We start from the raw sequence: 12,643 nt of genomic DNA, 5'->3' as shown, positions 1-12,643 counted from the left end.
CCGGGCTCAGTGCGGGGCATTGGCTTCTGCGCCTATGTGGATAACCTGCACTGGGATAACGGGGTCCTTCGCCTGCCCATCGGGACTCCGTGTGCCGGGTCACAGCGGGAATGCTGATTCGACGGGCCCTGCAGTCACTCGGGTAGGCTAGAGCAGCAGACACTGCGCACCATTGCGCTGCCCGCATTCGAACCAGGAGATTTTGTGACCGCTGACCTCGTCATCGTAGGGTCCGGCTTTTTTGGCCTGACAATCGCAGAACAGGCCGCCACTGAGCTCGGCCTGAAGGTCGTTGTCATCGACCGCCGCCACCACATCGGCGGAAACGCGTACAGCGAAAAGGAAGAGCAGACCGGGATCGAGATCCACCGGTACGGCGCCCACCTCTTCCATACCTCGAACGAGCGGGTGTGGGAGTACGTCAACCGGTTCACCACCTTCACTGACTATGTGCACAAGGTCTATGGCGTCCACAAGGGCGAGGTCTATTCGCTTCCCATCAACCTGGCCACCATCAACCAGTTCTTCCGGGCCAATCTCACCCCCGGCCAGGCCCGCGACCTCATCCAGGAACAGGCAGGGGAACTGGCGGGAACTGACCCCCAGAACCTGAACGACAAGGGCATCCAGCTGATCGGCCGCCCCTTGTACGAGGCCTTCATCAAGCACTACACCGGCAAGCAGTGGCAGACAGATCCCAAGGACCTGCCGGCCGGTATCATTTCCCGGCTGCCTGTGCGCTACAACTATGACAACCGGTACTTCAATGACAAGTACGAGGGCCTGCCGACCAACGGCTACACCGCCTGGATCGAAAAGATGGCAGAGCACCCCAACATCGAGGTGCGGCTCAATACCGACTTCTTCGACGAGTCCCACGAGTACAGCAAGAACAAGGTCGTGGGCAACATTCCTGTCGTCTACACCGGCCCGGTGGATCGGTACTTCGACTATGCCGAGGGCGACCTGTCCTGGCGCACCATCGACTTCGAGGAAGAAGTCCTTGAGATGGGCGACTTCCAGGGCACGTCGGTTGTGAACTACAACGACGCAGACGTCCCCTACACCCGCATCATCGAACCGCGCCACTTCCACCCGGAGCGCGACTACCAGACCGAAAAGACGGTCATCATGCGCGAATTCTCGCGCTTTGCCGAAAAGGGCGATGAGCCTTACTACCCGGTCAACACCTCCGCGGACAGGGAACGCCTCCTGAAGTACCGAGACCTCGCTGCGGCCGAAAAGGACGTATTGTTCGGCGGCAGGCTGGGCACCTACAAGTACCTCGACATGCACATGGCCATCGGCGCCGCTCTCAGCATGTTTGACAACAAGATCCGGCCGCACTTCGAAAGCGGCGTACAGCTTGAAAGCGGGGGAGTCGACGCATGAGCGTCCCTACCGACAACAAGACGAAGAACACCGTGAGGGCTGACGCTGTTAAGGACCGGGGAGCGTGGCAGACGCTTCAGCGTGTGATCCTGCCCAGTGCCAGCCAGATGGACACGGTGCCCCTCTATATGGACATGGGCACCGCGACGGGCATTCAGTTGCCCACCGCCGGCGACCGCGACGGTAAGACCGCGAAGCCCCGGACCATCAGCAGCCCCACCAAAGAAGCGCACGTTGAAGACTTCCTTTCGCGGCACTCAACGTCTGTCCGTTCCGGCGAACGGGTGTCTTTCGGCACCTACTTCAACGCTTTCCCCGCCAGCTACTGGCGTCGGTGGACGACAGTAGACAAGATCCGGCTCCAGGTCCGGACCCAGGGCGCCGGCTCGGTTATCGTCTACAAGTCGAACGCCCGCGGTTCCCTGCAGCGGGTGGACACCCGCCGGGTTGAAGGCAACGCGGAGAGCACGTTTGAACTTTCACTGGCGCCCTTCGGCGACGGCGGGTGGTACTGGTTCGACCTGCTGGCCGGAACCGAGCCCTTGATCATGCTCGACGCGGAATGGCAGGGTCCGGCGGTCGAAACAACGCCGGGGTCCGTCACGCTCCAGATCACCACCCTGAACAAAACGGATTTCTGCCTCAACAACCTGCGGCTCCTTGCCGACAGCGAAGAAGCGCTGGCCCACGTGCAGGAAATCCTGATTGTTGACCAGGGCACACAGAAACTCTCCGACGCTGAGGGGTTCGACGACGTCAAGCGTTCCCTCAGGGGCAAGCTCCGCATCATCAATCAGTCCAACCTGGGCGGTTCGGGCGGGTTTGCGCGGGGCATGTTCGAGGCTGTCGAGAACGGCAGCGACTACGCCCTGTTGATGGACGATGACGTCGTTGTTGAGCCTGAGAGCATCATTCGCCTTCTGACGTTCGCGGACCGGTGCAAAACTCCGACCCTCGTCGGAGGGCACATGTTCGACCTCTACAACCGGACGGTCCTGCACACCTTCGGCGAAGTGGTAAACCCTTACCGGTTCCAGCCTTCGCTACCCAGCGAGGACATGATCCTGGGCCACGACTTCCTGTCGTCCAACCTTCGCCAAACCCCGTGGCTGCATCGGCGTTGCGACGTCGATTACAACGGCTGGTGGATGTGCCTGATCCCCACCCAGGTAATCCGGGAGATCGGACTCTCACTCCCGCTGTTCATCAAGTGGGACGATTCCGAATATGGGCTGCGGGCCAAGGCGGCCGGATACCCCACGGTGTCGTTACCGGGCTCAGCTGTCTGGCACGTGTCCTGGATTGATAAGGACGACCTCGTTGGCTGGCAGGCCTACTTCCACGCCCGCAACAGGGTGGTGGCCGCCCTCCTTCACAGTCCCTACGAGTTCGGCGGCAGGGTCATCAAGGAGTCGCAATACGCTGACATCAAGCATTTGGTGTCCATGCAGTACGCCACCGCCCAGGGCCGGCAATGGGCCCTGGAAGATGTGCTGAAGGGGCCGGAAGCCTTGCCAGGGCTGTTGTCAGCGAAACTGCCGCAGATCCGCGAGATGATGTCCGCGCATTCGGATGCTGTCTTCCGTCCTAATCCGGAAGACTTCCCGGCCCCCAAGATGGATAAGCCTCCCCGCCGGGGCCACGGTCCCTCGAAGCCGGGAAAGCTGACACTTCTGCCCTGGGCTGCCAAGACCGTCGTTCGGCAATTGGCGAGCCCTGTCCATGGCACCAGCGCAGAGCGCCCGCAGACAACTATCGCCCACCAAGACAACCGGTGGTGGCGCATGGCGCAGTACGACAGCGCTGTAGTGTCCAACGCTGAAGGCACCGGAGCCTCCTGGTACCGCCGGGATCCCAAGGAACTGAGGAAGATGCTGGCCGAAAGTGCCCGTCTTCACTCTGCCCTCCTCAAGGACTGGCCGGCCCTAAGCAGGAAGTACAAAGCAGCAGTCTCGGACCTCACCTCCATGGAGTCCTGGAGGAAGACGTTCGAACAACATACCCAGAACGAGATCAAGTGAGCGCAATCGCATCCGGTGAGTTGACCACTCCCGGACTGGGGGGTGGCCTGCGGGACATCAGGCAGTCAGGCTTCCTTCTTAAGCTGCTGGTACGGAAAGAACTCAAAGTGCGCTACCGAGGGTCGGTCTTGGGCCTGCTCTGGTCGTATGTGAAGCCCGGCGTGCAGTTCATCGTCTTCTATGTGGCCCTGGGAGTCTTTCTCGGACTGGAACGAAGCTCACGGAATCCGGAGGGGCTGACAAACTATGCGGTCTACCTGTTTTCCGGAATTGTCCTGATCAACTTCTTCTCAGAGGCCCTGGGCAATGCGGCCAGGTCCATCGTCAATAACGGAAACCTCATCAAGAAGATCTATCTTCCGCGCGAGCTCTTTCCTGTGGCGTCAGTGTGGGTTTCTGCTGTGCACTTCTTCCCGCAGCTGGTGGTGCTCATCGTCGGTTGCCTATTCGCCGGTTGGCATCCCAACGTGTTTCAATTGCTCGCTGCGGTGGCCGGCTTTGCTATCGTTGCCCTCCTTGCGACGGGCCTGGGTCTTCTGTTCGGCGCGGCCAACGTCTACTTCCGTGACTCCGAGAACCTGGTGGACATGCTCCTGATGGTTGCCACCTGGGCATCGCCCGTCATGTATGCATGGTCCATGGTGCAGGAGAAGCTGGGAGCAGGATGGTTCGCCGTCTACCAAGCGAACCCGATCACGATCGGCGTAGAGCTTTTTCACTACGCGTTTTGGTTCCCGACGACTGACGGTTCCGTCTCCATGCCCCCCAATCTGTTTAGTATTTGGCTGCTGGTTGGGCTGGGTGTTGCCTTGGCGATCCTCGTCTTGGGCCAATTCACTTTCCGCCGCCTTGAGGGCCGTTTCGCGCAGGAGCTCTAAGTGGTCAACGCAATTGAAGTTTCTGACATCAGCAAGCAATTCGTCCTTCGTCATACGCGATCCATCAAGGAAGCCGTCGTTTGGCTCGTGAAAGGGCGCAAAGGGGATCTTTCGGAGAAGTTCCACGCACTAAAGAACGTTTCTCTCAACGTCGAGGCGGGGGAAACTGTGGCGCTGCTGGGCCTGAACGGCTCCGGCAAGTCCACTTTGCTCAAGCACATTTCCGGAGTCATGCTTCCTGATTCAGGAACGGTAAAGACAAGGGGCAGGGTCGCAGGACTGATCGAAGTCGGCGCGGGCTTCCACCCGGACCTCTCCGGACGCGACAACGTGTTCCTTAACGGCGCCATCCTGGGAATGACTGAGCAGCAGATCAAGGACCGGTTCGACGATATCGTCGAGTTTTCCGAGATCGGGCAATTCATCGATACAGAGGTTAAGTTCTATTCCTCCGGCATGTACTTGCGGCTGGCGTTTTCGGTTGCTGTCCACACAGACCCGGAAGTCTTTCTTATTGATGAGATCCTTGCGGTCGGAGACGAACCTTTCCAGCGCAAATGTATTGACAAGATCCAGGAACTGGCCCGGGACGGTAAGACCCTGGTCGTGGTAAGCCATGACCTGGACCTTGTCTCCCGGATTTGTCAGCGGGGTGTTCTCCTCAAACACGGAGAAATGATCTACGACGGCCCGATACGCGAGGCCGTCGGCCTGTTGCGTCATTGAGCCAAGTAACCTTATGTCGCGGTTAGCATCCTAACCGGCCGCGATGTTTCAACGGGCAGCAGCGGCATGCAGAATACCCGCGCTCCAGTAGCCGTACGGAGGACTCTTGTCTTGGTTTGAAGCAGTACCGCAGTGTGTCCTCGCGGTGGCCCTGCTGACTATCCCCGGTTTCGCCGTCGGCATGGCGGCCCGGCTCGGCGCAGCCCGGGCCGCCGCCACAGCTCCCGGGATAAGCGTTTCAATAATTGCTGTGGCTGCAATCGCAGCACCCTTCGCTGGAATCGCATGGTCGCTCCTGCCGGTAATCGCCGTAACCATTGGGGTGGCTGCCGTAGCTTTTGCGCTGTCCCTCCTGCTCAGGAAGCGGGCCGGCGCGGGCGATGCGAAATTGGAGGACAAACCGGGACACTGGATCGTGGCTTCTGTAGCGGCGGCGGCCGTCGCAGCCGTCCTCATAGGTGGCCGTCTGCTGCGCGCTATAGGATCCCCCGAATCGTTCTCCCAGACGTTCGATAATGTCTTTCATCTGAACGCTATACGGTACATTCTTGACACCGGTTCCGGTTCGTCACTTACTTTGAGCGGAATGACGGGTGGTAGTTCCTACCCTGCTGCCTGGCACGACTTGGTATCCTTGGTCGTCCTCATCGGGGGAGGGGAGATAACCTCCTCCGTAAATGTAATCAATCTTCTGATAGCCGCCTTCGTATGGCCTTTAGGCTGCATTTATCTTTCGCACGCTATCTGGGGGCGACGTCCTGCCGTGAGTTTCGCGGCCGGCGTACTCTCCGCTGCCTTTGGTGCCTTTCCTATCTCTCTGCTGGATTTCGGCGTTCTTTACCCCAATTTCCTTGCGCTCGCGCTTTTGCCCTTGGTGTTTGCTCTAGGCCTCGAGTCAATGGGTTTGTCCGCCATCTCGAACCGATCCAAGCTGTTGAGCCTTCTTCTGCTGCTTGCCGTGCTTCCTGGTATGGCGCTTGCCCACCCGAGTGTCGCCATGGCGTGGCTGGCGCTGATGTTGCCGCCGGCCCTTTACGTCTATGCCCTCGTTTTTGCCAATGCGCTGAAGTTTAGGAGAGGCAGAGCACGCATTCTGGTGGCGACGGTATTCTCCATTGCTTTACTTACCGGCATCGCTTTGATCAAAATGCTGTGGGATGTGGTACGCCCTCCGGCGGAAACCGCCTTTTGGCCGCCGGTAGAGTCTACAGGCCAGGCAATTGGAGAGGTGATCTCCAGCTCAGCTATCGGCCGCCCCGCAGCGTGGGTGATCATGCTTCTGACGCTCATGGGCATTTATTTGACCATCCGGTCTAGCCGGCAGCTGTGGCTACTGGGATCCTATGCCGTCGCAGCATTTCTCTTCGTTGTAGTCAGCTCCTTTCCGGCCGACGACTTCCGGCTCTTTCTCACTGGCATCTGGTACAACGACCCGCCCCGGCTGGCGGCACTCCTACCCGTGGTGACCATCCCGCTCGCGTGCCAAGGCGCCGTCTTTGTGTGGACTCAGCTGACCACCATCCTGGCAAGCTCTACCGGATTGCTGAGGGGTCGTTCTGTTCGAAGCACGGCGCCTGCAAAGGGGGGAAGGACATCACAGCCGGAACTACTGGTTGCCCTAGCGGCTACCGCGATGGTCTTTGCTTTGATTGTGGGTACTCAACGCGGCAATGTCGGCCAAGCCGAGGCATCTATGGCTGGATCTTACCGGTTGTCCGAGAATTCGCCGCTGATATCGAGCGACGAAATGGCGCTTATCAAGCGTTTGCCGGGCGAAGTGCCTAAAAACGCCCTTATGGTGGGAAATCCTTGGAATGGAAGTTCCCTTGCGTATGCCTTTGCCGACCGGAAGCTCGTCCAACTTCACATCCTCAGTGCTGTTCCCCAAGGCGCAGCTCCATTGCTCAACGGTCCCACTCCAGCCAAGGGCGACCCCGCTGTATGCCCCACAGTTGAGCGCCTTAAGATCGAGTACATCCTCGACTTCGGGCACCGGGAAGTCCATGGAAGAGACAGCGGCTACAAAGGATTGGACGCCCTGATAGGTGCCGGGCTAGCTACGCTCGAAGACTCACAGGGTGAAGCGAAGCTCTACAAGCTGGATTTATGTCCTGCTGTTTGAGTTAGGGCGGTCTTTGCAGTGCGTCCGTGGTGCCTCGGTGTGCCCAGTCGGTAAGTTGACAGTTGACACCTGCTGGTGGGTGGACTCGCTCCGAGGCTGCGGTGGGCCCGGTGAGTGTTGTAGAAGTTTAGCCACGACTGCAACGCATCGGTCCGGGCCTGGTTTGAGATGCAAGTCTCTCGGTGCTCCCGGCCTTTCTGGAAGGTGCGGTTGAAGCGTTTTGCTTTGCCTTTTGCAGAGATGGCGGCATCTATTCAGGATGTGCTTGGCCCCCAACGCGGCCAGCGCGTCGTGGAAGTCCCGAGCGAGCAGGTAGGCGAAGGCGCTGTCAGTCATTACGCGTGTTACCGGAGCAGGGTTGGCTGTCTGGCGGCTCTTGAGCGGGCGAGGAATCTGGCGCCGGTTGGGCTTTTCTCGTCGGGCAGGACCCGGCGTAGGCGAAGCGGGGGAGCAAGCAACCGCGGCGAGGACGTAGTAAGATCCAGGTCTGCCCGAAGGGCAGTGGGTGGCCCGGCTTTGGGAAAGGTCTGTCTGCTGACCGCCGCTGTCGGGAATACGGTCGACTATCCTCGGCGTGGATGTGAATCATGTGTCCGGGATGTCACGTTCATAGCGGTGGTCCTTGGCAGGAGAAGCTCGGATCCGGGTCGCATAGCCGGGGCATGCCGGCGCGGGCCAGAATCCTACAGACCGTCCGGGCACGGGACACGCAGCGCAAGACGAGGCCGTCGGCCCCTCCCGATACATCACCCGCTTGACAGGAATGTGGCCCGGGTGGCGAGAGGGCACTACTTTGGACGGGAACTCCGGTCCTCAAGGTCTTCCCAGCCGTGGAAGCGGTATCGGCTTGTCCAGTGGTGGGAGCGGGTCCCTTGAGAAGCCCAGTCCCCTGGCCGCGTGGGCGACCGCGCGTCCGGTGACAACACGCTTTCATGATGATGCGTCTACCTGTCGGTGACGGTCGATAGGCGAGCCTTTGTGACGGCGGCGGAGTTCAGCGGTCGATGCAACGGTTTATGGTTCTGTCGCCGGTGAAGTCCGTCTAGCCAGGTGCTCCATTGGACTCTGCCAACCCAGGACTTCGCGGGGGCTGCGATTAATTTCGGCCGCGACCTTGGTGAGGTGTTTGGGGCTGTGGACGTCGAAGTCTGTTCCTGTCGGGAAGTACTGCCGGAGCAGGCCATCACTATTCTCGCCTGAGCCGTGCTGCCAGAGGGTCGCTGGATCACAGAAATGCATCGGAATCAGCGTCTGCCGCGTAAGACTCTGGTGGCAAGCCCTTTCAGTCCCCTGAACCCACGTCAAAGAATGGCTCACGGGAGTGGGCTCATAGAAGGAGCCAGCCGATCGCGCAGATTCCCAGAACCGTGGTTTCCGCCAAGTGTACGGATCTAAGAGGTCCTCAACCATTCATGATAACCACCATTCTGCTCAGTACATCTAGGCTGCTGAGAGTAGGAACGGCCGTCGGTGGATTTCACTTGCGGGATACTGACGCGCTGCCTAGCGGAGAAGTCGAACATAGTGGATGAACTACATTTTCCGGGGCGCATTTTGGGCCGGCGTGGTCAACATCCGTGTCTGCAGCGCTGGCTACACTCAATTTCATAAAATCGTCGCCCGTGTCATCGTGTACGTCTGCAGCACAACCACGCCCCGTGGCTTTTACACGCGGCCCGGCAGCGAGACTTTTGGGTTAACCCTGGAACTGGGTTGCGTAAGTCGCACGCCCAAGTCGGTGGCTGGATTTAGGGATAAGAGAGAGCCGTGTTCCTGACGAAGTATCGTCGGAGGGCTCTGCCTTGATACGCGGCAACTAGTATTTCAGAAACCGCGACTGCCCACGCTACTCCGGTGACATCGGTGAACAACGCCGCCAACACAATAGCAGGCGCGCCGCAGACGGCACCGAGAACGGTTGATTGGACAAGGATTCTTCCCTGTCCCACGGACACGAGGCAAGCCAACCCAAGGATCTGGGAAACTGCCACTGACAAGAACATCAATCCCACAGCAGCGCTCAGTGAACTCGGGAAAATAACTAAACCGTTGGACAATATCTCGCTTGCGACCGGACCTAGTAGGAAGATGCCCATTCCGCCAAGAAATCCGAACAAGGGTGCAACCTGAGCACTCCGCACGAGCCTATGCTTTAGGTTTTCGGGACCCCCTTCGGGGATCCAGCCCTGAATGAATTGAAGGAGCGGGGAAAGCGCCAAAACGCCGTAGCGAAAAATTCTATCCGCCATGAGGTAGACCCCCAGCTGCGCGGGCAGGAATAGATTGATCGCCACTAGTGGCAGGTTCACGTATAAGCTTCCGGTCGCGGCTGTGACGACGCCGTGTCTCTGGTGCGCCAACCGGCTAAAGGCTTCCCTTACCCTGAAGTTTGCCGTAATACTTGCCTTCGCAGGTTTAACTATGACCGTGCAGGTAAGGGCCAGAGCAAGAATATTGAAGAGCAATTGTATCGCTACCAGCCAGATGATCTCGCGGGTTAGAGCCAGGACTGCCAGGCCGATCAAAGTCCCACCAAACTGCGGGAGTGCATCGAGGAAAAATAGCCTCTTGGGCTTGGCTTCACCTATGAAGTACCAGTTTCCGCCAAGGAACGGCAGCAAATACGCGATGGAGGCCAGCACAACGAGAGGCACATGTTCAGGTTGCAGGATGATCATGACGGCTGCCATCGCCGGGGCCGCGATCAAATATAGGTAGCCTCGACTAACAAGCGAATCAACGAAGAGCTGGGGTCGAAGTGCCTTGTTCATCGAGGCAACCATCGACGGACCGGTAGTGCCCCAACCGAAGGCAACAAGGATGCCGAACATGATCGACACAGATTGGGCCATTGCCTGAACTGCCCAAAGCTGTGCTCCGGCGATCCCGGTTATCACCGGAATTGACACAAGCCCAACGATCGTTCCGACGCCAACTGTTAGGGAAAAACTTGCAAGACGTGCCAAGGAGGCCATGATCGGTTTCGCTGACAAGATTTCTCGCGTTCCTCGAGTTTGAACAGGCCAAGTACCCAATAATAGTTCACCACGCGGTGGGGCCAGGATTGCCTGATGGGCCACGTGATACTAATCCCACCTTCGGAGGCAGCGCTGTACAGCCCCGATTGGTGGACTCGCGGGATGGAAGCAGAGGGCTGCTGCTTCGCAGAATGTCCGCACATCTCGCCACACTAAGAGGCGCTGAAGCCGCTAGTGCTGTCCAAGGCTCTGTGTCAGCTACATAGGGAAGTCCACATTACGGCTCAACAAAATGGCCGGAAGTCTGCTTCGTGGTACTTGCAGGGGCGGTGAGACGTGCCAGCATCATGGTGCTTGGGTCATGGTCCATTAGAATTGGTTGACGACAGAGCCGTTTGAGCGGGAAAGTTCGGGGCGTTCGGCTTTGCCTGCGGATCGTGCTCGGGCTGTCGTGGTGGGCATGAATGCTGCCGAGTATGCAGCCCATCTTTCCGAATATCTCGAGTTTCAGCTCGGATGCTGACAACTGCGGCGGCGGGCGCTGCAAGATAAACAGCTACACGATGAATTGAGGAAATTTTCATGACGCAGGGAGAGGAGAGCGTTCGCGTCGCCGCGATTATAGCGGCGTATAATCCCGATAAGAAGGTCATTGATGTTTTTAGGGCCGTTGTTGGGCAGGTGGATTTGGTTGTTGTCGTAGATGACAGATCAAATGATTCCTCCACAATGCCAGTTTTTGAAGAATTACGGTCTTTGGGTGCAGAAGTAATTCATTCACCAAACAACGCCGGCATAGCCAGAACGCTCAATATAGGTATAAGCAGGTGTGCAGCGATCGGCCGGTTTGACTATTATCTGACCTTGGACCAAGATTCCATACCGGACCAGGATTATGTCAGCAATGCTTTGAAGACGGACAGGCTTGCGCGTGAGCTGAACATACCAGTGGGGTTCGTAAGTGCTGCGACATATAACAACAGCCCAGTCCTCGGAAACGGAACCTTACTCGGATTCGAGCAGCCCTTCGATCCATGGCAATCGGGAATGTTAATACCCCGCTCGACCTTCAACGCGGTAGGGGGCTTGGATGAGAAGCTCGTTATCGACGCAGTCGACTCTGAATTTACGCTACGAGTGCGGAAGGCCGGCCTTGCAGTTCTTTGCGGCAGTGGGTGCAATATGGCGCACTCTCTGGGACAACAAAGTACGGTTAGTTTTTGGGGAAAGAAGAGGCTCTATACGTACCATTCGCCGGTACGTGTCTATTACATCACTCGAAACAATTTATTAATTTTCTTCCGTTACTTCTTGGCGGACCCAATTTGGGTTGCGCGTAAAAGCTACTACGAGCTGGTCAACCATTCTCGAAGGATTCTTTTTAGTAAAAATAAGAAGGAAATTTTACGGGCCATGCTCTTCGGAGTCCGCGATGCCTCAATGTTTCGAAATGGTATTATTAGGGCCAGCGACATGCAGAAGTTGAGCTAGCCTGTGTTTTTTGGTTGGGTGAAGGGGAATAAATTGAACGATCAGGTTCGGACGGGCTTTGGTGTTGTCGCCCTAGCGGCCTACAAACCTGACTGGAACCTGTTCCGGCGTCAACTGCAATCGATTCGCGATCAATCGCATGATGAGTTCCTATGCTTAATTTCGGCTGACGGTGGCTGTGATGAAATCAAGGCTTTCGTCGATGAAACTGTTATGGGCGACACTCGGTTCCAGGTTATCGGATTTGATGAGCGTTTGGGATTCTATGGAAATTTCGAACGAGTTCTAGAGCATGTGCCGGTGGATGCCACCTGGATTGCTCTATCGGATCAGGACGACTTTTGGTATCCAAATAAGTTGGACACGTTGATTCCCTATCTTACTCACTATTCACTGGCGACTGGCCAAGCTCGTGTAGTCACCGAGACGGGTGCTGTCCTCGCTGAATCCACTAATCGATGCAACGTCCCGCCAGCGCATCTTCTCGTTGACAATCAGATAACCGGGGGCCTTTCCGTCTTCCGGAGGGAACTACTTGCTACCGTTCTTCCGTTTCCTCGTTTGAGCAATCCATCCGAGAACCACGACCATTGGATTGGGCTTTGCGCGGCCGTCGCTGAAGGGGCTTATATTGCTGACGCATTAGTACAGGACTATGTGCAGCATGGAGGGAACGTTCTGGGTGAGCCGGACCGGAGTTTCAATGTAAAGCGTTCGATCGATAACTTCCGAAGAATGGGTCACAAATTCGAAGGTGCGGGTAATTTGTCATCGCTTTTGCGCGTGATGATGAACATCAAGTTCGGCTGGTCTCGTACCATGGTCCTTGAGCTTCGAGGGAGAGCGCCGCAACGCCTCCAGGCATTGGAGCCGCTCCTGGAAGTTGTGACGCCCAGAAAATACTGGATCAAGAAGCTGGCAGTTCTATGGTCCGCCGTTTCAAGCAAGCACGTCTCGATACCCTCAGCCATAACGTTTGCAGCAGGCGCTGCCGTGGCATCGGTACTTCGGCGATAACCCCGCTGGTCATCGCCG

At 57.6% G+C, this 12,643-nt stretch carries 9 protein-coding genes; 7 read left to right on the top strand and 2 right to left on the bottom strand.

The genetic code is table 11. The annotated features are described in order from the left end of the window. The first annotated feature begins 204 nt into the window (after positions 1 to 204). The 5 genes from glf to ACEN9K_RS14565 all read left to right on the top strand — a co-directional run bounded on the left by glf (position 205) and on the right by ACEN9K_RS14565 (position 7,139). Positions 205 to 1,392: a UDP-galactopyranose mutase gene (gene glf / locus ACEN9K_RS14585; RefSeq protein WP_018768498.1), complete on the top strand. Its 1,188-nt coding sequence runs from the start codon at positions 205 to 207 to the stop codon at positions 1,390 to 1,392. Beyond that, positions 1,389 to 3,413: a glycosyltransferase gene (locus ACEN9K_RS14580; protein WP_223992095.1), complete on the top strand. Its 2,025-nt coding sequence runs from the start codon at positions 1,389 to 1,391 to the stop codon at positions 3,411 to 3,413. Before glf ends, ACEN9K_RS14580 begins: the two co-directional genes overlap by 4 nt. Next, positions 3,410 to 4,291: an ABC transporter permease gene (locus ACEN9K_RS14575; RefSeq protein WP_223992093.1), complete on the top strand. Its 882-nt coding sequence runs from the start codon at positions 3,410 to 3,412 to the stop codon at positions 4,289 to 4,291. The genes ACEN9K_RS14580 and ACEN9K_RS14575 overlap by 4 nt, the downstream gene beginning before the upstream one ends. Then, positions 4,292 to 5,017 carry an ABC transporter ATP-binding protein gene (locus tag ACEN9K_RS14570; protein WP_144599941.1) on the top strand — a complete coding sequence of 242 codons (726 nt, stop codon included), beginning with the start codon at positions 4,292 to 4,294 and terminating at the stop codon, positions 5,015 to 5,017. Positions 5,018 to 5,123: 106 nt separating this feature from the next. Beyond that, entirely contained in the window at positions 5,124 to 7,139 is a 2,016-nt protein-coding gene (locus tag ACEN9K_RS14565; protein ID WP_495634587.1) for a DUF6541 family protein, read from the top strand. On the opposite strand, the gene ACEN9K_RS14560 is transcribed toward ACEN9K_RS14565, so the two are convergent. After that, positions 7,109 to 7,381 carry an integrase core domain-containing protein gene (locus ACEN9K_RS14560; protein ID WP_442781135.1) on the bottom strand — a complete coding sequence of 91 codons (273 nt, stop codon included), beginning with the start codon at positions 7,379 to 7,381 and terminating at the stop codon, positions 7,109 to 7,111. The genes ACEN9K_RS14565 and ACEN9K_RS14560 overlap by 31 nt on opposite strands. Positions 7,382 to 8,887: 1,506 nt before the next feature. Beyond that, positions 8,888 to 10,105, bottom strand: a complete 1,218-nt coding sequence (locus ACEN9K_RS14555) for a polysaccharide biosynthesis protein (RefSeq protein WP_488315891.1) — start codon at positions 10,103 to 10,105, stop codon at positions 8,888 to 8,890. Positions 10,106 to 10,699: 594 nt separating this feature from the next. On the opposite strand from ACEN9K_RS14555, the gene ACEN9K_RS14550 reads away from it, so the two are divergent. Together ACEN9K_RS14550 and ACEN9K_RS14545 are read left to right on the top strand one after the other, a co-directional pair. After that, positions 10,700 to 11,608 carry a glycosyltransferase gene (locus ACEN9K_RS14550; RefSeq protein WP_144599934.1) on the top strand — a complete coding sequence of 303 codons (909 nt, stop codon included), beginning with the start codon at positions 10,700 to 10,702 and terminating at the stop codon, positions 11,606 to 11,608. Positions 11,609 to 11,641: 33 nt separating this feature from the next. Beyond that, positions 11,642 to 12,625 (top strand): glycosyltransferase, encoded by a 984-nt coding sequence (locus tag ACEN9K_RS14545; RefSeq protein WP_223992086.1) that lies wholly within the window; start codon positions 11,642 to 11,644, stop codon positions 12,623 to 12,625. The last annotated feature ends 18 nt before the right edge of the window (positions 12,626 to 12,643 follow it).

The organism is Pseudarthrobacter sp. Pseusp20 (genome assembly GCF_059492155.1).
This window is presented reverse-complemented; position numbering and strand designations above follow the sequence as displayed.